Here is a 24,811-nt window from a genome sequence, read left to right as displayed (position 1 = left end):
CGGGTGGGCGGGACGGTCGGCCCCACGGCGCCGCTCATCCTACGTACGATCAGATGTCCGACTCGACGGCCGTCGGCGGCGCGCACGGGAGGGTGGCATGACGTTCCAGGGAGACGGACCGCTCGACACCAGTGGCGTGTCCGGTGGTGGGGGCGGTGGGCGCGGGCGCATCGCCCTCGGTGGCGGCGCCGGGCTCATCGTCGCGATCGTCGCGGTGCTGTTCGGCGTGAACCCCGGGGACATCCTCGGCGGCGACGGCGGGACCGCGGCGCCGCAGGGCACGTCGAACCAGGCCATCCAGCAGCAGATCGACAGCTGCACGATCGCGAAGGCCAACACCGACACGATCTGTCGGATCGTGGCCACCACCAACAGCCTCGACGAGGTGTGGCCGACCCTGATGCAGGGCTACACGAAGCCGAAGACCGTGATCTTCTCCGACGCGGTGAGCACCGGGGGATGCGGCTCGGCGACGTCGTCGGTCGGACCGTTCTACTGCCCCGGTGACCGCACCGCCTACTTCGACCCGACCTTCTTCACCACGCTGTCCGACCAGCTCGGCGGGAGCAACGGCCCGCTCGCCCAGGAGTACGTGGTCGCGCACGAGTTCGGCCACCACGTCCAGAACCTGATGGGCACGATGGAGGAGGCGCAGCGCCTCGGATCACGCGGCGCCACCTCGGGTTCGGTACGGCTCGAGCTGCAGGCCGACTGCTACGCCGGGGTGTGGGCCGAGCACGCCGACAAGGGTCCCGACGCGATGCTCGCGCCGATCTCGCAGGAGCAGATCTCCGAGGTGATCCAGACCGCGAAGGCCATCGGCGACGACACGTTGTCCGGCAGGAACGACTCCGAGGGCTGGACCCACGGGTCCTCGGCCCAACGTGTGCGGTGGTTCCAGACGGGCTACCGCACCGGTGACCCGGCGTCGTGCGACACCTTCTCGGCGCGCAGCCTGTAGACACGACCGTCACCGACCCGAGGAGGACCCGTCCGTGAGCACGACCGCCCGCACACCCACCGAGGTCGACGCGATCGCCGAGGACCACCTCGCGCGCGTGTGCGCCGCCGATCCGATCGCCGCCACCGATCTGGGTGTCGGGGGCCACGAGAGCCGGCTCACCGACTTCTCCCCCGCCGCCGTCGCCGACCGGACCGACATCCTCCGCGACACCCTGCGGCGCCTGGCCGCGGTGACCCCCGCCGACGACGTCGACCGCGTGACGATCGCGACCATGACCGACCAGCTGTCGCGTGCCGTGGCCGTCGACGACGCGGGCCTGCGCGTCGGGGAGATCAACGTCATCGCCTCACCGCTGCAGGCGATCCGGGACGTGTTCGACCTGATGCCCGTCGACGACGAGGCCGACCGCGGAGCCGTGCTCGCGCGTGTCACCGCGATCCCCACCGCGGTGGACACGGTGATCGCCGGACTTGAGCACCGACTGGCCTCGGGTCCCCCCATCGCGCGCCGCCAGGTCGGGCTCGTCGCCGACCAGTGCGGCACCGCCGCCGACGCCGTCCGGGCCACCGTCGACCGCGTCGTGGCGCAGGACGCGTCGATGCAGCGTCACCTCGACCTCGCCCACGCCGCCGCCGGCGAGGCGTTCGAGCGGCTGCAACGGCACCTGCGGGAGTCCGTCGCCGACCGCGCGGACCCCGCCGACGCGGTCGGTCGGGACCGCTACCGACTGCACTCGGCCGAGTTCGTCGGCACCGAGATCGATCCCGACGAGGCCTACGCCTGGGGTCTGGACCACCTCGCGGGGATCGTCGCCGAACAGGAGGTGCTGGCCGAACGCATCGCCCCCGGAGCAGGGGTGGCGGGCGCGCTCGCCGCCCTCGACGACGACCCCCGCTACCGCGTCACCGACCGCGACGCGTTCGTCGCCTGGATGCAGGACCTGTCGGACCGGTCCCTGGACGCGGTGCGCGACACGCACTTCGAGATCCCGTCGGATCTCACCGCGCTGCAGTGCATGCTCGCACCGTCCGCGACGGGGATCATCTACTACACCGCCCCGAGCGAGGACATGCGTCGCCCGGGCCGGATGTGGTGGTCGGTGCCGCCGGAACAGGACGTGTTCCACACCTGGCAGGAGACGACCACCGTCTTCCACGAGGGCGTGCCCGGTCACCACCTGCAGATCGGGTCGGCGATGGTCAGCCCCGAACTGAACCGCTGGCGCAAGCTCGCCTCGTTCACCTCCGGCCACGGCGAGGGCTGGGCCCTCTACGCCGAGCGACTCATGGCCGATCTCGGCTGGCTCGACGACGACGGAGACCGGATGGGCATGCTCGACTCCCAGCGCCTGCGCGCGGCGCGCGTCGTCGTGGACATCGGCCTGCACTGCGGCCTCGACGCGCCCGAGTCGGTCGGTGGCGGGACGTGGGACGCCGACAAGGTGTGGACGTTCCTGTCGCAGGCCGTCGCGATGGACCGGACGGTCCTCATGTTCGAGCGCAACCGGTACCTCGGTTGGCCCGGTCAGGCGCCGTCGTACGCACTCGGCCAACGCGTGTGGGAGCAGGCCCGCGACGAGTTCCGGGCCACCCATCCCGACGGGACGCTCAAGGAGTTCCACACGCGCGCACTGCGTCTCGGTGGCGTGACCCTCGACGTGCTGCGCTCGGAACTGATCGGGGCGTGAGCGCGGTCCTGCACCTCGACGACGTCGGGGCGTCCCGGGGCAACCGCGTCCTCTTCGAGGGTCTGGACCTCGTCGTGGCACCGGGCGACGTCGTCGGCCTCGTCGGCGCGAACGGTGCCGGGAAGTCGACGCTGCTCGGGGTGATCGCGGGCAACACCGACGCCGACCACACCGGAGCGGTCACGGTCACACCGCCCGACGCGACCGTCGGGCTGCTGACCCAGGAGGTCGACCGCCGACCCGGCGAGTCCGTGCACGCGTTCCTCGCGCGACGCACCGGCGTGACCGACGCACAGCAGGCCATGGACGACGCGGCGGCGGCGCTCGCCGACGCCGTCGGTGACGACGACCCGTACACCCCGGCGCTCGAGCGCTGGCTCGCCCTGGGCGGGGCCGACCTCGACGACCGGGTTGCGGGCGTCCTCACCGACGTCGGGCTCGACGTGGACCCCGGCACGGCGATGACCGCACTGTCCGGCGGGCAGGCCGCCCGCGCCGGTCTCGCCGCGATCCTGTTGTCGCGACACGACGTGCTGCTCCTCGACGAGCCGACCAACGACCTCGACCTGGCCGGGCTCGCGCGGCTCGAACGCTTCGTCGCCGAGGCGCCCGCGGCGATGATGCTCGTCAGCCACGACCGGGAGTTCCTGGCGCGCACCGCGACCGGCATCGTCGAGCTCGACCGCGGGCAGAACACCGTGGCGGCGTACTCCGGCGGGTACGAGGCGTACCTCGCCGAGCGCGAGATCGCGCGCCGGCACGCCCGCGAGCGGTACGAGGAGTACGCCGACACCAAGGCGGGGCTCGAGGAACGCGCACGCACGCAACGCAACTGGCTCGAACACGGGGTCCGCAACGCCCGCCGCAAGGCGACCGACAACGACACCATCACCCGGAAGCACCGCGCGGAGTCGACGGAGAAGCAGGCCGCGAAGGCGCGGCAGACCCAGCGGCGCATCGAGCGCCTCGACGTCGTGGAGGAGCCCCGCAAGGAGTGGGAGCTGCGCATGGAGATCGCCCGCGCGCCCCGCGGCGGCGGCGTGGTCGCGACCCTGCACGACGTCGTCGTCGAGCGCGGGGACTTCACCCTGGGACCGATCTCGACGAGCATCGACGCGGGCGACCGGATCCTGGTGACCGGCCGCAACGGGTCCGGGAAATCGACGCTGCTGTCGGTGATCCTCGGACGCACCCCGCCGGATCGCGGCACCGTCTCGACCGGCTCGGGTGTGGAGCTCGGCGAGATCGACCAGGCGCGGGCGGCGTTCACCGGGCCGCAGTCGCTCACCGAGGCGTTCCGCGACCGGGTTCCCGACGAGACGGAGGCCGACGTCCGCACCCTCCTCGCGAAGTTCGGGCTCCGCGGCGACGACGCGCTCCGACCGGCCGCCGACCTCTCCCCCGGCGAGCGCACACGCGCGGCCCTGGCCCTGCTTCAGGCCCGTGGGGTGAACCTGCTGGTCCTCGACGAACCGACCAACCACCTCGACCTGCCCGCCATCGAGCAGCTCGAGTCCGCACTGGACACGTTCGACGGCACCCTGCTGCTGGTCACCCACGACCGCCGCATGCTCGACACCGTCCGGGCCACGCGTCGCTGGACGATGGACGCAGGACGGCTCGACGACCGGCTGGTCTGAGCGTCGCTGGACGGCAGGTCAGGCCTGAGGCGCGGCGATCTCGCCGACGACCGCGTCGAGCGACGTCGTGCGCTGCGACCCGTCGGAAAGGTCCTTGACCTCCACCTGTCCGGCCTCGAGCTCACGGTCGCCGAGCACGAGCGCCCAGCGCGCACCGGAGCGGTCGGCGGCCTTCATCGCGCCCTTGAGTCCCCGTCCGCCGTAGGCGATGTCGACCGCGACGCCGCGGGCGCGGAACTCGCCGGCGAGCGCGACCATGCGATCACGGGCGGCGTCGCCCATCGGGACGCCGAACACCGTGCACCGACCGCCCGTCGTCGCGGTCAGCTGCTCGGCCTCCAACGCCAGCACCGTGCGGTCGACGCCGAGCCCATAGCCGATGCCCGACAGCTCCTGCTTGCCGCCGAGGTGCCGCATGAGCCCGTCGTAGCGACCGCCGCCACCGATGCCGGACTGGGCCCCGAGCCCGTCGTGGACGAACTCGAACGTGGTCTTCGTGTAGTAGTCGAGGCCGCGCACCAGGCGCGGGTTGATCTCGTAGCGGACCCCGAGGGCGTCGAGATGCCGTCGCACCGCGGCGAAGTGCTCGGCGACCGACTCCGACAGATGGTCCAGCATGAGCGGCGCGTCGGCCGTCGCGGCGCGGATCTCCGGCCGCTTGTCGTCGAGGACGCGCAGCGGGTTGATCTCCGCACGCCGCCGGGTCTCCTCGTCGAGATCGAGGCCGAACAGGAACTGCTGCAATGCCTCCCGGTACTGCGGGCGGCAGGTGTCGTCGCCGAGCGATGTCAGTTCCAGGCGGTAGCCCGTCAGCCCGAGCCTGCGGTAGCCCTCGTCGGCGATGGCGATCACCTCCGCGTCGAGCGCGGGGTCGTCGACGCCGATGGCCTCGACGCCGACCTGCTGCAGCTGGCGGTAGCGACCGGTCTGGGGCTTCTCGTACCGGAAGAAGGGGCCGTGGTAGGTGAGCTTGACCGGCAGCTGACCGCGGTCGAGACCGTGCTGGATCACCGCGCGCATGACGCCGGCCGTGCCCTCCGGGCGCAGGGTCACCGACCGTTCGCCGCGGTCGGCGAAGGTGTACATCTCCTTCGACACCACGTCGGTGGACTCGCCGACACCGCGGGCGAAGAGCGCGGTGTCCTCGAACACCGGCAGCTCGACATGGGAGTAACCGGCGAGGCGTCCCGCCTGGCTCAGCGTGTCGCGCACCGCGAGGAAGGTCGCCGACGTCGGCGGGAGGTAGTCGGGGACGCCGCGGGGCGCCTGGAACGCCGACGGGGTCGCGGTGGTGGGGGTCGTGCCGGGCGCGTCTGCGCTCACAGTCCGTGTCGTCCTTTCCGGGGGTGCGCGGCGGCGTCGCGCCCGGCCCCCGGCAGATCGGCGAGGAACGGGTTGGTGGCGCGCTCGCGTCCCACCGACGTCTGCGGCCCGTGGCCGGGCAGCACCTGGGTGTCGTCGGAGCGGGTGAGCAGCGTGGCGGCGATGCTGCCCAGCAGCTGCTGGTGGTCGCCGCCCGGCAGGTCCGTCCGGCCGATGGAACCCGCAAAGAGTACGTCGCCGGAGAAGCACACCGGTACCTCGGCGTCGTCGGTCGGCGCGGTCACGGTGAGCAACACCGACCCCTGCGTGTGGCCGGGCGCCTCCGCCACGTCGAACCGGATGCCGGCGAGTTCCACAGCCTGGCCGTCGACGAACTCGACGACCTTGTCCGGCTCGGCGAACGTCAGGTCACCGATGAGCGACGACAACGCCGGACCGATGCCCGCCGCGGGATCGGCCAGCATCGGGCGGTCGGCGGGGTGGATGTAGGCGGGGATCCCGAACTGCTCGCACAGCGTGGCCGCGTTCCACGTGTGGTCCAGGTGGCCGTGGGTGAGCAGTACGGCGACCGGGGTGAGACCGTGCTCGGTGAGCAGCTCGGTCACCGCGGGCGCCGCGTCCTGTCCGGGGTCGATGATCACCGCATCCGCACCCGGTCGATCGGCGACGACATAGCAGTTCGTCGCGAACACACCCGCGGCGAACCCGGTGATCAGCATGCGTCTCCCGTCGTGGTCGGAACCTCCATCATGGCAAACCGGCGATGGAGGCCGTCGTCGCCGAGACCCGGTCGGGACGATTCACAGGGAGGGCTGGCACACTCACACCGGCGACCCAGCCCGGGCGATGCCCGTCGGCAGGCCGCCGACCGCGCCCCGCGCCCCCTGCGTGGGCCCCGACCACCCGTCGGGCCAGGAGTCATCGATCGAGGTCAGGAGAGCTGTGCCGAACACCGAGAATCCCGGCGAGGACATCCCGGACGGCGGCGACCAGCTCACCAACGAACAGCGACGTGCCGAGGCCAAGCGGAAGCTCGAGGAGAAGCTCGGCGCTCAGGAGGCGGCCGCGCGTCGCCGAAAGCGCATCATCGTGACCACCTCGATCGTCGTGGCGGTTGTCGTGGTCGCGACCGGCGCCACCCTGATCACCAAGAAGGTCCTCGACGACCGCGAGCGGGCCCGCTACACCGCGTGCCAGTACACGCCCGAGCCCGCCGGGCAGGACCCGTTCGCCAACCTGCCGCAGATCCCGCCGAACCTGTCGCCGGAGCAGCGCACCCTGGCCGAGCAGTACCGGAACGAGATCGCCGCCGGCAAGGACAAGCAGCGCAAGGCGCCGCTGCCCGCCGACCGCCAGCTCAAGAAGGGTGACCTGCAGGCCACGTTCGACACGACGCAGGGCACCATCCCGATGACGCTGAAGCGAGCCGAGGCGCCGTGCAACGTCGGCGCGATCGCGTCGCTGATCACCGAGGGCTACTACAACGACACGACGTGCCACCGCCTCACCGAGGGCGGGGCGGGCAAGGTGGCCGTGCTGCAGTGCGGTGACCCCACCGCCACCGGCGCCGGCGGGCCCGGGTGGTCGAGCCCGGACGAGTTCCCGACGAACCTCAAGACAGTCCCCCAGGACCCGCAGCTGGCCGCGCTCGGCGTGCCGGCCACCGCTGTGTACCCGCGCGGCACGGTGGCCATCGCGAACCAATACCAGGCGGGCGCCGGCGGTCAGACGCAGGGCGCGAACACCGGGTCGTCGCAGCTTTTCATCGTCATCAACGACAGCCAGTTGCCGCCGAACTACAGTGTCGTCGGCTCGGTCGACCAGGCCGGCCTGTCGGTTCTCGACAAGATCTCGAAGGGCGGGATCAACCCGTCGATCCGCCCGCAGCAGGACCCCAACACCGGCGCGGTCACCTACGCCCCCACCCCGGGCGACGGCACCCCGAAGCTCACCACGACGATCGAGAAGGCCACCGTCAGCTGACCTGGCCGCTCGTCGACTCCCCGGGGCGCGCCCGGCGCGAATTCCCCGGGGCGCGCCCGGCGCGAACTCCCCAGGGCGCGCCCGGCGCGAACTCCCCGACCGTGCAGTAGATCCCGTCGACCGGGCATCAGATCGCGCCGGTCGTGCAGTCGTCGCGTCGAGTGGCGTCAGAAGTGCACGCTGGCGCGGATCTGGTGCACGCTCGGCGAGGTCTCGTCGGGGCGTGTGCCTCAGGAGGCCGACGTCACCCGGTAGACGTCGTAGACGCCCTCGACGTTGCGGACCACGTTGAGCACGTGACCGAGGTGTTTGGGGTCGCCCATCTCGAAAGTGAACTTGCTGATGGCCACCCGGTCGCGGCTGGTGTTCACCGACGCCGACAGGATGTTGACGCGCTCGTCGGCGAGCACGCGGGTCACGTCCGACAGCAGCCGTGAGCGGTCGAGCGCCTCCACCTGAATGGCGACGAGGAACACCGACGACGGGGACGGCGCCCACTTGACCTCGATGATGCGTTCCGACTGTTGTTGCAGCGCATCGGCGTTCGTGCAGTCGGTGCGATGGACGCTGATGCCGCCACCGCGCGTGACGAAGCCCATGATCTCGTCGCCGGGCACCGGCGTGCAGCACTTGGCGAGCTTCGCGAGCACCCCGTCGGCACCGGGTACGACGACGCCGGCGTCGCCCGTCTGCCGGGGCCGCGACGGCATCGTCGACGGCGTCGACCGTTCGGCCAGCTCCTCCTCGGCGTCGTCCATTCCACCGAGGGCGGTGACCAGGCGGCCCACCACGTGACGGGCGGACACGTGCCCCTCCCCGACTGCGGTGTACAACGCGGAGACGTCGGCGTAGCGGAGCTCGGCGGCGATGGCGCCCATCGACTCGGCGTTCATCAGGCGCTGCAACGGCAGTCCGCCCCGGCGGACCTCCTTTGCGATGGCGTCCTTGCCCGCCTCGAGCGCCTCCTCGCGGCGCTCCTTCGCGAACCACTGCCGGATCTTGGCCTTGGCCCGCGGCGACACCACGAACCCCTGCCAGTCCCGCGACGGCCCGGCGTTGGGCGCCTTCGAGGTGAACACCTCGACGACCTCACCGTTCTCGAGCGTGCGCTCGAGCGCGACGAGGCGGCCGTTCACCCGGGCGCCGATGCAACGGTGACCCACCTCGGTGTGCACCGCGTAGGCGAAGTCGACCGGCGTCGACCCCGCGGGCAGGGTGATCACGTCGCCCTTGGGGGTGAAGACGAAGATCTCCTTGACCGCCAGGTCGTAGCGCAGCGACTCCAGGAACTCACCCGGGTCGGCGGCCTCCCGCTGCCAGTCGAGCAGCTGACGCATCCACGCCATGTCGTCGATCTCGGCCGCGTCGTCGCCCTTGGCCCCGTTGCGGCCACGGGTCTCCTTGTAGCGCCAGTGCGCGGCGATGCCGAACTCGGCCGTCCGGTGCATGTCGCGGGTGCGGATCTGCACCTCCAGCGGCTTGCCCTCGGGCCCGACCACCGTCGTGTGGAGAGACTGGTACACACCGAATCTCGGCTGCGCGATGTAGTCCTTGAACCGGCCGGCCATCGGCTGCCACAGCGAGTGCACGACGCCGACCGCCGCGTAACAGTCGCGGATCTGGTCGCACAGGATGCGCATGCCGACGAGGTCGTGGATGTCGTCGAACTCGCGGCCCTTGACGATCATCTTCTGGTAGATCGACCAGTAGTGCTTCGGGCGACCCTCGACGGTCGCGGTGATCCGCGCGGCGTTCAGCGACGCGGTGATCTCGGTGCGAACCTTCGCGAGGTAGGTGTCGCGAGAGGGTGCGCGGTCGGCGACGAGCCGCACGATCTCCTCGTACCGCTTGGGGTGCAGGATCGCGAACGCCAGGTCCTCGAGTTCCCACTTCACGGTGGCCATGCCGAGGCGATGCGCGAGCGGGGCGATCACCTCGAGCGTCTCGCGGGCCTTGCGTGCCTGCTTCTCCGGCGGCAGGAATCGCATGGTGCGCATGTTGTGCAGGCGGTCGGCGACCTTGATGACCAGCACACGGGGGTCGCGGGCCATCGCGATGATCATCTTGCGGATGGTCTCCGCCTCGGCGGCGTGGCCGAGGGCGACCTTGTCGAGCTTGGTGACGCCGTCGACGAGGTGGGCGACCTCGTCGCCGAAGTCGGTCGCGAGCGCGTCCAGGCTGTACCCGGTGTCCTCGACGGTGTCGTGCAGGAGCGCGGCGACGAGCGTCGTCGTGTCCATCCCGAGGTCGGCGAGGATGGTGGCGACGGCGAGCGGGTGGGTGATGTACGGGTCCCCGGACTTGCGGAACTGACCGTCGTGGTGGCGCTCGGCGACGTCGTAGGCGCGCTGGAGCAGTGCGACGTCGGCCTTGGGGTACAGCTCCCGATGCAGGGCGACGAGCGGCTCGAGGACGGGCCGGATCGGGTTGCGCGTCGCCGTCATCCGGCGGGCGAGGCGGGCACGGACCCTGCGCGACGCCGACGACCCCGACGTCTGGGCGACGGACTCGGCGGCGGTGGGCATCGGCGCCGTCGGTGCGGGCTCGGGGACGACCGGGGCGGTGGCCGTGACGTCCGTCGCGGTGGTGCGCGAGGCGGGTTCGGACACACCGGTGTCGGGGGCGACGTCGGTGGACGCGTCGCGCGGACCCGCGGTGGTGTCGTCGGCCATCTACACCTCCTCGGAGGCGATGGTAGTCCTCACCCGGTGGTGAGACCGGTCAGCACGAGGTCGGGGTGTGCGGTGCGGACCGCCTCGCGGCCCGGGAGGCCCTCGATCTCCATCACGACGGCCGCGGCGTCGACGCGGGCACCGGCCGCGCTCAGCAGGGCGATCGCCGCGTTGAGCGTCCCGCCGGTCGCGAGGACGTCGTCGACGACGAACACCCGCCGCCCGGCCAGCGACACGCCGTCCGCCGGGATCTCCAGGCAGGCCGAGCCGTACTCGAGGTCGTAGCGTTCGGCGTGCACCGGCGGGGGCAGCTTGCCGGCCTTGCGGACCGCCACGACGCCGACACCGAGGTGCAGCGCGATCGCCCCGCCGAGCAGGAACCCGCGGGCGTCGATCCCGGCGACGAGGTCGGCGTCGCCGGCCGCCTCGGCCAGTGCCGCGGTCACCGCGGCGAGGCCCTCGGGATCGGCGAGGACCGGGGTGAGGTCCTTGAACTGGATGCCCGGCTCCGGGAAGTCCGGCACGAGACGCGTGTGGGTGGCAATGGCCTGACGTGCCCGGGCGAGCGCGTCGCCGGTCTGGGACGCGGTCACCGGCGACGGTTTCGCTTGCCCGACGGGCGGTCGCCCGCGGCGGGGGGCGTGGCCGTGGCCGTGGCCTTCGACAGCGACGTCCGCGCGCCCGCCGACGCCGTCGCGGCGTCCGCCGGGGCATCGGCACCGGCGCGGCGCGACAGCACCCGCTGCGTGTGCTCACGGATGTCCTTGCGGCGCTCCTTGAGCGTGACCAGCAGCGGCGTCGCGAACGCCACCGACGAGAAGGTGCCCACCACGACGCCGACGAGCTGGATCAGACCGAGGTCCTTGAGCGTGCCGACGCCGAGCAACCACACGGCGATCACCATGAGCGCGATGATCGGCAGCACGGAGATGACCGTCGTGTTGATCGACCGCATGAGGGTCTGGTTCACGGCGAGGTTCGCCTGCTCGGCGTACGTGCGACGGGTCGTGTGCAGAACCCCTCGGACGTTCTCCTCCACCTTGTCGAACACGACGACGGTGTCGTAGAGCGAGAAGCCGAGGATCGTGAGCAGGCCGATCACGGTGGCCGGGGTGACCTCGAAGCCGACGATCGAGTAGACGCCGGCGGTGACGACGATGTCGAAGATCATGGTGGCCATCGCCGCCGCCGACATCTCCTTGTCGAACCGCACCGCGATGTAGACGAGCACGATCGCGAGGAACACCGCCAGTGCGATCAAGGCCTTCTGGGTGACCTCGCCACCCCACGTCGAACTCACGTCGGAGGAGTTGATGTCGTCCGCGGTCAACGCCGGACCGAAGCGTTGCGCGAGCGCCGCGGTGATCTTCTCGGTCTCCGCCTGCGACAGCGTCGACGTACGGACCTGCACGGTGGCGCTCGATCCCGACCCGGCGGTCTGCACCGACTCGGCATCGCGACCCAGGGTCTCGGAGAAGACCGACTCCACCGCCGACGTCGACGTCTGAGCGGTGTCCTTGAACGAGATCTGGGTGCCGCCCTCGAAGTCGATGCCGAGGGTGAAGCCGCGGAACACGATGGACAGCAGGCAGATCGCGACGATGCCGGCGGTGATGGAGAACCACATCCGCCGCTTGCCGACGATCTCGAACGCACCGGTGCCGGTGTAGAGCCGGGACAACAGCGAGTGCTTCTGCGCGACGGTCCGGTTCCGCGCCTCGGTGGCGTCGTCCTCGATGACGATGTCGGTGTCGCGGCGGGTGTCGGTGTCCTTGCTCATCGGACCGCCTCCTCCTTCTTCGTCGCACCCGTGGCCGCGGCACGCCGCTCACGGGCGACCTGCGTGACGGCCCCGAGCCCGTTGACCGACGGCTTCGACAGGAACGACGACCGGCTGGCCAGCACGACCAGCGGGTGGGTGACCAGGAACACGACCACGATGTCGAGGATCGTCGTGAGCCCCAGGGTGAACGCGAACCCGCGGACCTCGCCGATCGCGAGGAAGTAGATCGCGGCGGCCGCGATGAAGCTGACCGCGTTGCCCGACCAGATGGTCCGCCGGGCGCGTGCCCAACCGCGTGGCACCGCGGACCGGAAACTCCTGCCCTCCCGCATCTCGTCCTTGATCCGTTCGAAGTACACGACGAACGAGTCGGCGGTCATGCCGATGCCGATGATGAGGCCGGCGATGCCCGACAGGTCGAGGGTGAAGTTGATCCACCGTCCGAGCAGCACGAGGATCCCGTACACCATCACACCGGAGGCGATGAGCGACAGCATCGTGAGGAAGCCGAGCATGCGGTAGTAGAGGAGCGCGTACACCAGCACCGCGACGAGACCGATCGCACCGGCGATCAGACCCGCCCGCAGCGACGCGAGACCGAGTGTGGCGGAGACGGTCTCGGCGTCGGACGACTTGAACGACAGCGGCAGCGACCCGTACTTCAGGACGTTCGCCAGGTCGGTGGCCGTGGTCTGGCTGAAGTTGCCGCTGATCTCGGTGGTCGGCGAGGTGATCGCACCCTGGATCTGCGGCGCGCTGACCACCTTCGAGTCCAGGGTGAACGCGGTCTGCTTGCCGACGTTCTCACCGGTGTACTTCGGCCAGAAGCTCTGTGCCGCCCCCTTGAAGCCGACCTGCACGATCCACGCGCCGCTCTGCTGCGTGGTGGTGGCGGTGGCGCTCGCGATGTCGCGGCCGTCGATGATCTCCGGGCCGAGCAGGTAGACCTGCGCGCCGTCCTGCGAGCAGGCGACCAGGTACTGGTTCGGGTCGTCGTTGCCCTGCAACGGGTCCGCGCTCCCGGGGTTGCAGTTCGTCTTCGCCATCTGCGCCTCGAGCTGCGTCGTGTTCGCGTTCGCCGGGGCCTGGCGGGCGGCCTTCGCCGCCGCGATCGCCTGCGCGTTCGTCTCCCCCGCCGGCTGCTGCACCGCCTGCATCGGCGTCGCGGCCTTCACGTCGACGACGGGTCGCACGTAGAGACGAGCCGTCTGGCCGAGGGTGCGGGCCTGACGACCGTCGGTACCGGGCACGGTGATGACCAGGTTGTTGCCGTCGATGATGACCTCGGAGCCCGACACACCGAGACCGTTGACGCGCTGCTCGATGATCTGCTTGGCGCGGTCGAGCTGGTCCTTGGCCGGGGCCGTGTTGTCCGGGGTGCGCGCGGTCAGCGTGACCCGGGTGCCGCCCTGCAGGTCGATGCCGAGCTTGGGCTTGGTCCCGCCCCCGCCCGTGAAGAACACGAGGACGTAGACGATGACCATGAGCAGCAGGAATGCGCCCACGATGACCAGGGGCGGGGTCTCGCGTTTGGACGGTGCCACGAGTGCAACGACTCCTCGGTGAAGCGGGGGGACGCCGTCGGGGTGCCGACGGTCCGCAGACAGGCTACGTGGCGCCTACACGCGACATCATCGGCCGTCGCCCCGAGGCGACCGCCGACGTGCGCAGGAGGCGCGGTGTGCCGGTCAGCGCTCCCGCTCGGAGTCCTTCTCGAGCGCGACCGGGCGGTCGTCGCCGCCCTCGGTGTCGTCGGAGGGCGCGACCGAGGTCGGCGCACCAGGGTAGGACGCGGCCAGGTCGTCCTCGTGCACGACCTCTCGGACCGCCAGACGGTTCCAGCGGGTGACGTAGCCGGTGGCGAGCTCGAGGTCGACGACACCGTCGTCGACGCCGGTCACGGTGCCGTACACGCCGGAGGTGGTCTGCACGCGGTCGCCGATGGTCAGCGAGTCCTGCATCTGCTGGGTCTGCGCCTGCACCTTCTTCTGGCGGCGGGCGGTGAGCAGCATGAAGCCGACCAGGACGAGCAGGATGACCGGGAACAGGAATTCCATGGGGTGACGAACCTCGTGACGAACTCGGGTGGGCGACGCACGACGGCGTGCCGGGACCGCTCCAGTGTGCCACCCCACGCAAGAATCGGACGTTCCGGGCGCGAGATCGCGGTACTCCCCGGTCAGCCGGCGTCGGGGTCGAACAGGGCCTCGCTCTGCAGATCGCGGGTCCGGACCCCGTAGGCGCCGGTCATCGCCCCCGCAGGCGGGGTCAGGTCGAGGTGGTGCCACGCCGCTGCGGTCGCGACCCGGCCGCGCGGGGTCCGTGCGATCATCCCGGCCCGGACGAGGAACGGCTCGCACACCTCCTCGACGGTCGTGGGCTCCTCCCCGACCGCCACCGCCAGCGTCGAGACACCGACCGGCCCGCCCCCGAATCCGCGCACCAGGGCGTCGAGCACGGCCCGGTCGAGACGGTCGAAGCCGAGCTCGTCGACGTCGTAGACCGCCAACGCGGCGCGGGCGACCGCGAGCGTGACGGTCCCGTCGCCCCGGACCTCGGCGTAGTCGCGCACGCGTCGCAGCAGACGGTTCGCGATCCGCGGCGTCCCCCGCGAGCGGCCCGCGATCTCGGCGGCGGCGTCGGGGACCATCCGGACACCCAGGATCCCGGCGGACCGGTCGAGGACCCGGACCAGCTCCGACGGCTCGTAGAACTCCATGTGCGCGGTGAACCCGAACCGGTCCCGCAGCGGTCCGGTCAGCGACCCCGACCGGGTGGTCGCGCCCACGAGGGTGAACGGTGCGACGTCGAGTGGGATGGACGTCGCACCCGGCCCCTTCCCCACCACGACGTCGACGCGGTAGTCCTCCATCGCCAGGTAGAGCATCTCCTCGGCCGGCCGCGCGATGCGGTGGATCTCGTCGATGAACAGCACGTCGCCCTCGATGAGGTTCGACAGCATCGCGGCGAGGTCACCGGCGCGCTCGAGGGCCGGACCCGACGTCACGCGGATCGCCGACCCCATCTCTCCGGCGATGATCATGGCCAGCGACGTCTTGCCCAGGCCCGGCGGTCCCGACAGCAGGATGTGGTCGGGGGTACCGCCACGGCCGCGCGCGCCGGCGAGCACCAGCTCCAGCTGCTCACACACCCGCGGCTGACCGATGAAGTCCGCCAACGACTTCGGTCGCAGACCGGCGTCGAGGTCGCCGTCGGATGCGACGGTGAACGGGCTCACCGTCCGGTCGTCGTCGCCCGCCGTGGGGTCGTACCCGTCGCTCATCGGGTCTTCCCCAGCAGCGCGAGCCCGGCGCGCAGCGCCCGGGCGGAGTCGGCGTCGGGGTCGTCGGCGAGGACCGCGGTGACCGCCTTCTCCGCGGCCGGCACGGGAAACCCGAGTCCGGCCAGTGCCTCGACCACCTGGTCGCGCACGCTCATCGACGCGGCGAGGCCGATCCCGGCGGGATCCGCCGCACCGGACTGCGGACGGTCGACCTTGTCGCGCAGTTCGACGACGAGCCGTTCGGCGACGCGCTTCCCCACCCCGGGCACGGTGCACAAAGCCTTCACGTCAGAGTCTGCGAGAGCCGCGCGCAGCGCCGACGGCTCGAGCACCGCCAGGGTCGCCATCGCCAGACGCGGTCCGACACCGGTGACCGTCTGCAGCAGCGCGAACAGGTCGCGCGCGTCGGGTTCGGTGAACCCGTACAGGGTCATCGAGTCCTCGCGGACGATCATCGCGGTGAGCAGCGTCGTCTCGGCGCCGCGCTGCACGCTCGCGAGCGTCGACGGGGTGGCGAGCACGCGGTAGCCGACGCCGGCGCACTCGATGACGAGGTGGTCGAGGGCGACGTGGACGACCGGCCCCCGCAACGACGCGATCACCGCTGCACCCACGAGTTCCGTGTGCCCGCACCGACCGCCCGTGCCTGCGCCGCGGCCAGGCGCTCGGCCATCGGTCCGCGCCAGCAGTGGCAGATGGCGAGCGCCAGCGCGTCGGCCGCGTCGGCGGGCTTCGGCTTCGTCTGCATGCCGAGGATCCGCGTCACCATCGCCGTCACCTGGGCCTTGTCCGCACGACCACTCCCGGTGACCGCGGCCTTCACCTCACTGGGGGTGTGGAAGCGGACGGGGATCCCGCGCTGCGCGGCCGCGAGCGCGATGACCCCGCCGGCCTGCGCCGTGCCCATCGCGGTGCTCACCTGGTTCTGCGCGAACACCCGCTCGACCGCGACCACGTCGGGGTGATGGGTGTCGAGCCAGTGACAGGCCGCGGTGTGCACGGCGAGGAGCCGCTCGGCCAGATCCATCGAGGTGGGCGTGCGGACCACGTCGACGTCGAGGGCGGTGACCGCGCGACCCGCCCCGGACTCGACCAGCGCGATACCGCACCGGGTCAGTCCGGGGTCGACACCCATCACACGCACACCCGACCTCCGCTCCCGACGAGACGAACAGTTGTTCGAGATCCTATCCAGCGGGTCCGTCTCAGCCCGGTACCGACACGGCCGGGGCCCCCGCGTCCCGCCGACACGTCACGGGAGGATGGACGGCGATGCGCTACCGACCTCTGAGCCCCGACGGTCTCGTCGACGAGTGTGTCGCGGCGATCGCGGACCTGCCGGGCCGGCGGGTTGTCGCGGTCGACGGTGCCGACGCCGCGGAGCCCGCCACCCTCGCCGACGCGCTCGCCCGCCGACTGCGCGCCACCGGGCGCGCCGCCGACGTCGTCGACCTCCACCACTGGCTGCGGCCCGCCTCGACGCGGATGGAGTGGGGACACACCGACGCGGAGAGCTATCGCACCGCCTGGTTCGACCTCGCCGCGATCGGGCGGGAGGTGATCGACGCACTGCGGTCGCGCGGGGAATGGCTGCCGCGGCTGTGGGATCCGGAGCGCGACCGCTCGTTCCGGGACGAACCGAGTCCTGCAGGCCCCGATCAGGTGATCGTGCTCGCGGGCCCGATGCTCGTCGGGAGCGGCCTGGACGTCGATCTGACGGTGGCGCTGCGCATGACCGAGGGGGCGCTGCGACGGCGCACGCCGGAGGCGGAGCACTGGACGATCGCACCGCTGCTCGAGCAGGCCGACGAGACGGGACCCGCCGACATCGAGGTGCGATGGGACCACCCCGACCGCCCGGCGGTCCGGGTGGCGTGAGGTCGGGTCAGGCGTCGATCTCGGCGAGCACGTCGTCGGAGACGTCGACGTTGGAGTAGACCTCCTGGACGTCGTCGCAGTCCTCGAGGGCGTCGATGAGCTTGAACACCTTGCGGGCACCCTCGGCGTCGACGGGGACGTCGACCGATGCGCGGAAGCTGGCCTCGGCCGAGTCGTAGTCGATGCCGGCCTCCTGCAGCGCGCTGCGGACGCCGACGAGATCGGTGGGCTCGGAGAGGATCTCGAACGCGTCACCGAGATCGGTGATCTCCTCGGCGCCGGCGTCGAGCACGGCCATCAGGACGTCGTCCTCGCTCTGCCCGTTCTTCTCCAGCGTCACCACGCCCTTGCGGGTGAACAGGTAGGCGACCGACCCGGGGTCGGCCATGGTCCCGCCGTTGCGGGTCATCGCGGTGCGGACCTCGCCGGCGGCGCGGTTGCGGTTGTCGGTCAGGCACTCGATGAGGATCGCGACACCGTTCGGGCCGTACCCCTCGTAGGTGATGGTCTGCCAGTCGGCGCCACCGCCCTCTTCCCCACCGCCGCGCTTGCGCGCACGCTCGATGTTGTCGTTGGGCACCGACGACTTCTTCGCCTTCTGGATGGCGTCGTAGAGCGTGGGGTTGCCCGCGGGGTCGCTGCCACCGGTGCGCGCCGCGACCTCGATGTTCTTGATCAGCTTGGCGAACATCTTCCCGCGCTTGGCGTCGATCACCGCCTTCTTGTGCTTGGTGGTGGCCCATTTGGAGTGGCCGCTCATCGCACATGCCCCTTTCCTCGCACCCGCCGCGACGTCACCGGACCTGACGTCCGCCGACCCGGGGTGCGTGCACGCTCGTCCTCAGCGGGCCGAGTCTACCCGCACGTCATCGGCCCTCAGACGGTCGCCGAGACCATGTCGACGAAGAGACGGTGCACCCGGTGGTCACCGGTGACCTCGGGATGGAACGACGTCGCGAGCACCCGGCCCTGTCGGACGGCCACCACCCGACCGGCCGCGGGTCCGTCCGGGACCCGGGCGAGCACCTCGACGTCCGGGCCTGTCGCCTCCACCCACGGGGCGCGGATGAACACCGCGCGCACGGGACCGTCGTCGAGCCCGGCGAGCGGGAGGTCGGTCTCGAAGGACTGCACCTGCCGACCGAAGGCGTTGCGCCGCACGGTGATGTCGAGTGCGTCGAGGTGACGGGCGTCGGGTCGGGTGTCGAGGACCTCCGACGCGAGCAGGATCATCCCGGCGCACGAACCGTACGCGGGCAGCCCGCCGGCGATCGCGTCGCGCAGGGGCTCGAACAACCCGACGACGCCGAGCAGCCGGCTCATCGTGGTCGACTCCCCACCCGGCAGCACGATGCCGTCGAGGTCGGCGAGTTCCTCGGGCCGTCGGACGGCCACCGCGGACGCGCCCGCGTCGGCGAGCGCCCAGACGTGTTCGCGGACGTCGCCCTGCAGCGCGAGGACCCCGACGCGGGGCGTCACGCGTCCTGACCGGCGCGTCTGGCGTGCTGGTCGACGGGCATGGGTCGTCCGGTGCGCGCGAGACCCTCCTGCGTGACCGCGGCGACCATCCGACCCTCGCGGTCGAAGATGCGGCCCTGGGTGAGGGCGCGGCCGTCCTCGGCCGACGGCGACGTCTGGTCGTACAGCAACCAGTCGTCGGCACGGAACGGACGCAGGAACCACATCGCGTGGTCGAGCGAGGCGCTCTGCGGGTTCTCGCCGGGGTGGGCGGCCTTGGCGGAGCCGAGCAGAGTCATGTCGCTCATGTAGGCCAGGGTGCACACGTGGAACACCTGGTCGTCGGGCAGCGGGTGCCGGTACTTGAACCAGACCCGTTGCTGGGCAGCGAAGTTCGGGTGGGTGACCAGCTGGTCGCGGGGCACGATCCGCAGGTCGAAGTTCTCCCACTCGCGGAACACCGACCGCTGCGCCTCGGTCATCGTCGTCGACTCGTCCGGCAGGCCCTCCGGGTCGGGTGCCTGGGGCATCGTGTCCTGGTGGACCAGGCCCTCCGACGGCTTGCCGAAGGACGCCGACATCGTGAAGATCGCCTCACCCTCCTGCACGCCGGTGACCCGGCGGGTGCAGAACGAGCGACCGTCCCGGATGCGGTCGACCAGGAAGACGGTGGGGGCGTCGGGGTTGCCGGGCCGCAGGAAGTAGCCGTGCAGCGAGTGGACGCGGTACTCGTCGGCGACGGTGTGCGTCGCCGACACCAGAGCCTGACCGGCGACCTGTCCGCCGAACGTGCGCTGCAGCTGGCTGGTGTACGCCTTGCCGCGGTAGATGTCGGCGTCGATGCGCTCGAGTTCGAGGATCTCTTCGATGGTCGCCATCAGCCCTGCACCGCCCGGGGATCGTTCGTCACGGTGGACGATCTTCTCACCTGGCGCGGCGCGATCCCGCATCCGCGTCGTCGGATGTGGGTCAGCGCACCATCACGACGACGACGGTGACGTTGTCCCGCGCGCCGAGCGACAGCGTCGCCTGGACGAGTTCGGTGGCCAGCGCCTGGGGGTCGGGGTTCTCGGTCGTCGCGTGCTCGGCGACGATCGCGGCGATCTCACCGTCCGGGAGTTCGCCGGTCAGGCCGTCGGAGCACACCAGCAGGACGTCCCCGCGCACCACCGGGAACAGGAAGAAGTCGGCCTCGGCGTCCATGCCGGCACCCAGCGCGCGGGTGATGACGTTGCGCCGGGGGTCGACCCGGGCCTGCTCGGGGGTGAGGTATCCGGCGTCGACGAGTTCCTGGACCTGCGAGTGGTCGGCGGTGACCTGCTCGAGGGTGCCGTCGGACCAGCGGTAGGTCCGCGAGTCGCCGATGTTGAGCACCAACCACTGGTCGGCGTCGTCGTAGGTGACCAGGACCGCGCCGGTGACGGTGGTGCCGGCCCGGCGGCCGTTGCGTGACGAGATCCCCGCGATCGTCTCCTGCGCGGAGTCCAGGGCGGCGACCACGCCGTCGCGGGTGGTCGCCATGTCGGCGAGTTCGACCTCGCCGAGCGCGCTCAGCGCACTCTCGCTGGCCACCTCACCGCGATCGTGTCCGCCCATGCCGTCGGCGAGCAGGAACCGACCCTCTGACACCAGCGCGGCGTCCTCGTTGGTCTCGCGGACCAGCCCGACGTCGCTGACCGCCGACCACAGCAACTCGAGGTCGCCGCGGTGATGGACACCGGCGACGGTCGCGTCGCGGATCGGCGCGGCGCTCACCGCGCCGACCCCGGACGAGGCGACCTCGGTGCGCGTGTGGTCCCCCGACCCATGTGCGGTGCCTACCAGCCGCGCTCGGCGAGCCGGTGCGGCTGCGGCAGCTGCTCGACGTTGATGCCGACCATCGCCTCGCCGAGGCCGCGCGACACCTTGGCCAGCACGTCGGGGTCATCGTGGAAGGTGGTGGCCTGCACGATCGCCGCGGCACGCTCGGCCGGGTTGCCCGACTTGAAGATGCCGGAGCCGACGAACACGCCGTCCGCGCCGAGCTGCATCATCATCGCGGCGTCGGCCGGGGTGGCGATGCCACCGGCAGTGAACATCGTGACCGGCAGGCGCCCGAGGCGGGCGACCTCGGCAACGAGCTCGTACGGCGCCTGCAGGTCCTTGGCCGCCCGGTAGAGCTCCTCGGACTGCAGCGACGTGAGACGACGGATTTCCCCGCCGATGGTGCGCATGTGGGTCGTCGCGTTCGAGACGTCGCCGGTGCCGGCCTCACCCTTCGACCGGATCATCGCCGCACCCTCGGTGATGCGCCGCAGCGCCTCGCCCAGGTTGGTCGCGCCGCAGACGAACGGGACGGTGAAGGCGAACTTGTCGATGTGGTGGGTGTAGTCGGCCGGGGTGAGCACCTCGGACTCGTCGATGTAGTCGACGCCGAGGCTCTGCAGGATCTGCGCCTCGACGAAGTGGCCGATGCGCGCCTTGGCCATCACCGGGATCGAGACGGCCGCGATGATGCCGTCGATCATGTCGGGGTCGCTCATGCGCGACACGCCGCCCTCGGCACGGATGTCGGCGGGGACTCGCTCGAGCGCCATGACGGCGACCGCACCGGCGTCCTCGGCGATCTTCGCCTGCTCGGGGGTGACGACGTCCATGATCACGCCGCCCTTGAGCATCTCGGCCATGCCGCGCTTGACGCGCGCGGTGCCCGCTCCCGTCGGTGCGGTGCCCTCGGTCGCGTCGGGCCCGTGTCCGTTGACGGTGGTCATCGTCTTCTCGTCTCCTGACGTGCGCCGATCCGGCGCACCATCGAGTGCGTACAGCTGGTGTCCACCGAGAGTTTAGGCGTACGCCCACCGGCCTCACCCACGCGGAGTGCGGGGGCTCACAGGTGAGATGTCGAACGAACTGTTCAGGAGGAGACGCGCTCGACGATCTCCAGGTAGCGCGGCTCGGGGGCGGTCCCGCCGAGCTGCAGCCAGCGGACCGGTCGGCGCCGCCGCAGCGCGAGGGTGTCGCGGACCGCGTCGTTGTAGAAGCGCCGCGAGATCATCACGCGGGTCTCGGCGTCGGCGAGTTCGGACACCAGTTGCGCCCGGAGCGTCGAGTGGTCGACCTGGGAGAGCTGCGCCGACACCGTGTTCTCCGCGACCTCCCGGTCCTCGCGGTCCGCACGCTCGGCCCGGTCGGCCGAGGCGATCAGCTCGCGACCGTCGGGACCGAGCCCGGCTCCGATCGCGCGCGCCACGACCGCGCGCCGCGCCAGGGCGGCGTCCAGAGCCTGCCAGGCGAGGTCGACCCGGACGTGCAGTCGGTCCAGACGGTTCGCCGTCTTGTAGACCCACCCCACCCCGACGCCGACGACGACCACCACGATCGCGGTCACGAGGATGGTCAGTGCGGACACCGTCATGGGCGGGTTCTCCTGGTCGGGGTCACGGGCTCAGTCGCTGACGAACACGGGGTCCGCACCGACCACCACGGTCTCGTAGACCTGCAGGATGCGGTCGGCGATGCGCGACCAGTCGTAGCGCAGGGCCACCTCGTGGGCGGTGGCGACGAGCGCCGCGCGGGCGTCGTCGTCACGGAGCAGGTCGACGACGGCGGACGAGAGCGCCGCCGGCTCCCCCGCCCGCACCAGGCGGCCGGCTCGGCCGTCGTCGAGCACACGGCGGAACGCGTCGAGGTCGCTGGCTACCACGGCCGCGCCCGAGGCCATCGCCTCGACGAGCACGATCCCGAAGCTCTCGCCACCGAGGTTGGGGGCGACGTAGACGTCGGCCGACGCCAGGGCGCGGGCCTTGGTCGCGTCGTCGACCTGGCCCAGGAACTCGAGGTGGTCGGACAGTGCGCCGGCGCGACGACGCAGCGCGCGTTCGTGCCCGGTGCCGACGACCAGGACGCGCACGTCCGGGATCGCCGAGACGATCGACGGCAGCGCGCGCATGAGGACGTCGATGCCCTTGCGGGGCTCGTCGTAGCGCCCGAGGAACAGGATGGTGCGGCCCCGTCGGGCATGACCGTCGAGTGGCTGGGCGTCGGCGAACGCCGCGACGTGGATGCCGTTGGGGATCTCGACCGCGTCGGATCCGAGGGACTCCATCTGCCACCGTCGGGCGAGCTCGGACACGGCGATCTTGCCGACGATCCGCTCGTGGTAGGGCCGCAGGATGCCCTGGAAGATGCTCAGCCACAACGATTTCGTCGTCGACGTGTGGAACGTGGTGACGATCGGGCCCTGCGCCACCATGAGCGACAACATCGAGATGCTCGGCGCGTTCGGCTCGTGGACGTGCAACACGTCGAACTGCCCGTCGCGCAACCACGTCCGCAGACGGCGGTAGGCCTCGGGGCCGAAGTTCACCCGCGAGACCGAGCCGTTGTACGGGATGGCCAGCGCCGGACCGACGGACACGACGTAGTCGGGCAGGGCGACGTCGTCCCCGGCGGGCGCGAGGACGCTGACGGTGTGGCCGCGCTCGATGAACACCTGCGCGAGCTCGACGACGTGCGCCTGGACACCGCCGGGGGTGTCGAAGGCGTACGGGCAGATCATGCCGATCCTCATGGCGCGCCATCCTCGCCCGTCACACCGAGTCGCTCGCGGCGACCCCGGGACCAGTCGGCCTCCCACAGCGGCTGCAGCATGTGCCAGTCCTGGGGGTGCGCGGCGATGTTGCGGGCGAACACGTCGGCCATCGCCTGTGTCGCCGCCTGCAACCCGCCCGAGACGTCGACCGGCGGGTCGCACGAGATCTGCGAACCGTGGGTGTCGGTGAACCAGTGGTGGACCGGGAGCAGCGCGGCCCCGGTCTCGATGGCGAGCTTGGCGGGACCGGCCGGCATGCGCGTGGGCTCACCGAAGAACGTCACCGGCACACCGTGTTCGGCGAGATCGCGCTCGGCGAGCAGGCACACCACCCTGCCTGCCCGGAGGCGCTCTGCGAGCTGTCCGAACGGCGGCTGCTCGCCGCCGGACAGCGGGAAGATCTCGAATCCGAGGCTCTCGCGGTAGGCGACGAACCGTTCGAACAGCGACTCGGGCTTGAGTCGCTCGGCGACGGTGGAGAACCCGCCGATGCGGTTCACCAGCCACACGCCCGCCATGTCCCAGTTGCCGCTGTGTGGCAGCGCGAACACGACGCCCTTGCCCCGGGCGTACGCCTCCTCGAAGTTCGCGAGGTCCTGCGGCGCGACGTGGACGCGGGACGCGGCCTGCGCGAAGTCCATCGAGGGCAGGCGGAACGCCTCGCGCCAGTACCGCGTATAGGACCGCGTCGCGGCCCGCATGAGGTCGTCGGGGACCTCTGCGGCGTCGACACCGAGCACACGGGAGAGGTTGCGCCGCAGCTGTTCCGGGCCACCCTTGGCCCCGGCTCGGCCGCCCGCGGCGTCGAAGACCGCGCGCACCCAGGGCTCGGGCAGGCGTCGGACCACGGACCATCCCGCGCCGTAGCCGAGGTCGGCGGCGCGCTCGGCGAGACTCACCGGGTCGGGTCCTGCTCTCCGGTCTGCGAGGGCGCCGGGGTGCCCAGCGGGAGGAGGTCGCGCGCACCCGGGGATCGTGAGATCGACAGCATCCGCTGGCCGACGGTGACGACGCTGCCGACGGCGAGCACCCACGTCGCGACGTGGACGGCCCACGGCAGACCCATCCCCGTGAAGCCCGCGCCGACCAGGATGATGATCAGGCGTTCGGGGCGCTCGATGAGACCACCGTTGCCGTTCAGCCCGCTGGCCTCGGCGCGGGCCTTCGCGTAGGAGATGACCTGCGAGGTGACCAGGCAGATCATCAGACCGACGAACAAGACCGGGTGATCGGTGTGCACCACCGACCACCAGCCGAGCGCGGCGAAGATCGCACCGTCGGCGATGCGATCACAGGTGGCGTCGAGGACGGCGCCGTAGCGGGTGCCGCCGCCGCGGGCGCGGGCCATGGTGCCGTCGAGCATGTCGAACATGACGAACAACCAGATGAGCAGCGCCCCGATGAGCAGGTGACCGGTCGGGAACAGCGCGATCGCCGACGCGACCGATGCGACCGTCCCGATGATGGTCATGGAGTCGGGCGTGAGACCCACCCGCAGCAGCGCCCGGGCGATGGGCTCGTTGATGCGGCCCATGCCGGCGCGGCCACGGATGCTCAGGAAACGGGCCAT

General features: G+C 71.3%; 23 protein-coding genes and 1 pseudogene. 5 read left to right on the top strand and 19 right to left on the bottom strand.

What is annotated here, in order from left to right:
* Positions 1-97 precede the first annotated feature (97 nt).
* The 3 genes from ypfJ to LX12_RS01625 are packed head-to-tail and all read left to right on the top strand — an operon-like array spanning position 98 to position 4,291.
* Positions 98-961, top strand: coding sequence for a KPN_02809 family neutral zinc metallopeptidase (ypfJ, locus tag LX12_RS01635; protein ID WP_253652747.1), 864 nt, complete (start codon positions 98-100; stop codon positions 959-961).
* Positions 962-995: 34 nt separating this feature from the next.
* Positions 996-2,651 (top strand): DUF885 domain-containing protein, encoded by a 1,656-nt coding sequence (locus tag LX12_RS01630; RefSeq protein WP_253652746.1) that lies wholly within the window; start codon positions 996-998, stop codon positions 2,649-2,651.
* Positions 2,648-4,291 (top strand): ABC-F family ATP-binding cassette domain-containing protein, encoded by a 1,644-nt coding sequence (locus LX12_RS01625; protein WP_253652745.1) that lies wholly within the window; start codon positions 2,648-2,650, stop codon positions 4,289-4,291. The genes LX12_RS01630 and LX12_RS01625 overlap by 4 nt, the downstream gene beginning before the upstream one ends.
* Positions 4,292-4,309: 18 nt before the next feature.
* On the opposite strand, the gene hisS is transcribed toward LX12_RS01625, so the two are convergent.
* A complete protein-coding gene (hisS, locus tag LX12_RS01620) occupies positions 4,310-5,614 on the bottom strand; it encodes a histidine--tRNA ligase (RefSeq protein ID WP_253652744.1) in 1,305 nt (434 codons plus the stop codon).
* Positions 5,611-6,333: an MBL fold metallo-hydrolase gene (locus LX12_RS01615; protein ID WP_253652743.1), complete on the bottom strand. Its 723-nt coding sequence runs from the start codon at positions 6,331-6,333 to the stop codon at positions 5,611-5,613. Before LX12_RS01615 ends, hisS begins: the two co-directional genes overlap by 4 nt.
* Positions 6,334-6,556: 223 nt before the next feature.
* Between LX12_RS01615 and LX12_RS01610 the strand changes: the two genes are divergently transcribed.
* The gene (locus LX12_RS01610; protein WP_253652742.1) at positions 6,557-7,597 is read left to right on the top strand and encodes a peptidylprolyl isomerase; all 1,041 of its coding nucleotides are present in this window, start codon (positions 6,557-6,559) and stop codon (positions 7,595-7,597) included.
* Positions 7,598-7,827: 230 nt separating this feature from the next.
* Here the strand turns inward: LX12_RS01610 and LX12_RS01605 are convergent, their stop codons facing one another.
* The 8 genes from LX12_RS01605 to ruvC form a co-directional block, all read right to left on the bottom strand.
* Positions 7,828-10,269 carry a RelA/SpoT family protein gene (locus LX12_RS01605; protein ID WP_372504897.1) on the bottom strand — a complete coding sequence of 814 codons (2,442 nt, stop codon included), beginning with the start codon at positions 10,267-10,269 and terminating at the stop codon, positions 7,828-7,830.
* Between the two features lie 29 nt (positions 10,270-10,298).
* Complete coding sequence (locus LX12_RS01600; RefSeq protein ID WP_253652741.1) at positions 10,299-10,862, bottom strand: adenine phosphoribosyltransferase; 564 nt, start codon at positions 10,860-10,862, stop codon at positions 10,299-10,301.
* Positions 10,859-12,049: a protein translocase subunit SecF gene (secF, locus tag LX12_RS01595; protein WP_253652740.1), complete on the bottom strand. Its 1,191-nt coding sequence runs from the start codon at positions 12,047-12,049 to the stop codon at positions 10,859-10,861. Before secF ends, LX12_RS01600 begins: the two co-directional genes overlap by 4 nt.
* Positions 12,046-13,536, bottom strand: coding sequence for a protein translocase subunit SecD (secD, locus tag LX12_RS01590; protein WP_253653146.1), 1,491 nt, complete (start codon positions 13,534-13,536; stop codon positions 12,046-12,048). Before secD ends, secF begins: the two co-directional genes overlap by 4 nt.
* A gap of 204 nt (positions 13,537-13,740) precedes the next feature.
* On the bottom strand, positions 13,741-14,109 hold the full coding sequence (gene yajC, locus LX12_RS01585; RefSeq protein WP_253652739.1) for a preprotein translocase subunit YajC: 369 nt from the start codon (positions 14,107-14,109) through the stop codon (positions 13,741-13,743).
* Between the two features lie 122 nt (positions 14,110-14,231).
* On the bottom strand, positions 14,232-15,335 hold the full coding sequence (gene ruvB, locus LX12_RS01580) for a Holliday junction branch migration DNA helicase RuvB (protein ID WP_253652738.1): 1,104 nt from the start codon (positions 15,333-15,335) through the stop codon (positions 14,232-14,234).
* A complete protein-coding gene (gene ruvA / locus LX12_RS01575; protein WP_253653145.1) occupies positions 15,332-15,937 on the bottom strand; it encodes a Holliday junction branch migration protein RuvA in 606 nt (201 codons plus the stop codon). The genes ruvB and ruvA overlap by 4 nt, the downstream gene beginning before the upstream one ends.
* On the bottom strand, positions 15,934-16,479 hold the full coding sequence (gene ruvC / locus LX12_RS01570; protein WP_253652737.1) for a crossover junction endodeoxyribonuclease RuvC: 546 nt from the start codon (positions 16,477-16,479) through the stop codon (positions 15,934-15,936). Before ruvC ends, ruvA begins: the two co-directional genes overlap by 4 nt.
* 128 nt (positions 16,480-16,607) lie before the next feature.
* On the opposite strand from ruvC, the gene LX12_RS01565 reads away from it, so the two are divergent.
* Positions 16,608-17,213 carry a nucleoside/nucleotide kinase family protein gene (locus tag LX12_RS01565; RefSeq protein WP_253652736.1) on the top strand — a complete coding sequence of 202 codons (606 nt, stop codon included), beginning with the start codon at positions 16,608-16,610 and terminating at the stop codon, positions 17,211-17,213.
* Between the two features lie 7 nt (positions 17,214-17,220).
* On the opposite strand, the gene LX12_RS01560 is transcribed toward LX12_RS01565, so the two are convergent.
* From LX12_RS01560 to pgsA, 9 genes and pseudogenes are all read right to left on the bottom strand, one after another.
* On the bottom strand, positions 17,221-17,973 hold the full coding sequence (locus LX12_RS01560) for a YebC/PmpR family DNA-binding transcriptional regulator (RefSeq protein ID WP_253652735.1): 753 nt from the start codon (positions 17,971-17,973) through the stop codon (positions 17,221-17,223).
* Positions 17,974-18,089: 116 nt separating this feature from the next.
* Complete coding sequence (gene pdxT / locus LX12_RS01555) at positions 18,090-18,692, bottom strand: pyridoxal 5'-phosphate synthase glutaminase subunit PdxT (RefSeq protein WP_253652734.1); 603 nt, start codon at positions 18,690-18,692, stop codon at positions 18,090-18,092.
* Entirely contained in the window at positions 18,689-19,549 is an 861-nt protein-coding gene (locus LX12_RS01550; RefSeq protein ID WP_253652733.1) for an acyl-CoA thioesterase, read from the bottom strand. The genes pdxT and LX12_RS01550 overlap by 4 nt, the downstream gene beginning before the upstream one ends.
* A gap of 91 nt (positions 19,550-19,640) precedes the next feature.
* Entirely contained in the window at positions 19,641-20,426 is a 786-nt protein-coding gene (locus LX12_RS01545) for a PP2C family protein-serine/threonine phosphatase (protein ID WP_253652732.1), read from the bottom strand.
* 62 nt (positions 20,427-20,488) lie between these two features.
* On the bottom strand, positions 20,489-21,421 hold the full coding sequence (gene pdxS, locus LX12_RS01540; RefSeq protein WP_253652731.1) for a pyridoxal 5'-phosphate synthase lyase subunit PdxS: 933 nt from the start codon (positions 21,419-21,421) through the stop codon (positions 20,489-20,491).
* A 155-nt stretch (positions 21,422-21,576) separates the two neighbouring features.
* A pseudogene (locus LX12_RS01535) lies at positions 21,577-22,065 on the bottom strand (exopolyphosphatase); the annotation flags it as partial.
* Between the two features lie 30 nt (positions 22,066-22,095).
* Entirely contained in the window at positions 22,096-23,220 is a 1,125-nt protein-coding gene (locus tag LX12_RS01530) for a glycosyltransferase family 4 protein (RefSeq protein WP_253652730.1), read from the bottom strand.
* Positions 23,217-24,140, bottom strand: coding sequence for a phosphatidylinositol mannoside acyltransferase (locus LX12_RS01525; RefSeq protein WP_253652729.1), 924 nt, complete (start codon positions 24,138-24,140; stop codon positions 23,217-23,219). Before LX12_RS01525 ends, LX12_RS01530 begins: the two co-directional genes overlap by 4 nt.
* On the bottom strand, positions 24,137-24,811 hold the full coding sequence (pgsA, locus tag LX12_RS01520; protein WP_253652728.1) for a phosphatidylinositol phosphate synthase: 675 nt from the start codon (positions 24,809-24,811) through the stop codon (positions 24,137-24,139). Before pgsA ends, LX12_RS01525 begins: the two co-directional genes overlap by 4 nt.

Origin of the sequence: Williamsia serinedens (genome assembly GCF_024171725.1) — a bacterium.
Taxonomy (GTDB): Bacteria; Actinomycetota; Actinomycetes; order Mycobacteriales; family Mycobacteriaceae; genus Williamsia_A; species Williamsia_A serinedens.
Note: the sequence above shows the minus strand (reverse complement) of the source record. Positions and strands in the feature narration are given on the sequence as shown.

Coding starts and splice junctions, on each gene's coding strand:
- ruvB (WP_253652738.1), bottom strand. CDS start 15,335: ATGAGCGACGGGTACGACCCCACGGCGGGCGACGACGACCGGACGGTG.
- pdxS (WP_253652731.1), bottom strand. CDS start 21,421: ATGACCACCGTCAACGGACACGGGCCCGACGCGACCGAGGGCACCGCA.
- LX12_RS01550 (WP_253652733.1), bottom strand. CDS start 19,549: ATGGCGACCATCGAAGAGATCCTCGAACTCGAGCGCATCGACGCCGAC.
- secF (WP_253652740.1), bottom strand. CDS start 12,049: ATGAGCAAGGACACCGACACCCGCCGCGACACCGACATCGTCATCGAG.
- secD (WP_253653146.1), bottom strand. CDS start 13,536: ATGGTCATCGTCTACGTCCTCGTGTTCTTCACGGGCGGGGGCGGGACC.
- LX12_RS01615 (WP_253652743.1), bottom strand. CDS start 6,333: ATGCTGATCACCGGGTTCGCCGCGGGTGTGTTCGCGACGAACTGCTAT.
- LX12_RS01565 (WP_253652736.1), top strand. CDS start 16,608: ATGCGCTACCGACCTCTGAGCCCCGACGGTCTCGTCGACGAGTGTGTC.
- LX12_RS01530 (WP_253652730.1), bottom strand. CDS start 23,220: ATGAGGATCGGCATGATCTGCCCGTACGCCTTCGACACCCCCGGCGGT.
- pgsA (WP_253652728.1), bottom strand. CDS start 24,811: ATGGCCCGTTTCCTGAGCATCCGTGGCCGCGCCGGCATGGGCCGCATC.
- yajC (WP_253652739.1), bottom strand. CDS start 14,109: ATGGAATTCCTGTTCCCGGTCATCCTGCTCGTCCTGGTCGGCTTCATG.
- LX12_RS01560 (WP_253652735.1), bottom strand. CDS start 17,973: ATGAGCGGCCACTCCAAATGGGCCACCACCAAGCACAAGAAGGCGGTG.
- LX12_RS01605 (WP_372504897.1), bottom strand. CDS start 10,269: ATGGCCGACGACACCACCGCGGGTCCGCGCGACGCGTCCACCGACGTC.
- ypfJ (WP_253652747.1), top strand. CDS start 98: ATGACGTTCCAGGGAGACGGACCGCTCGACACCAGTGGCGTGTCCGGT.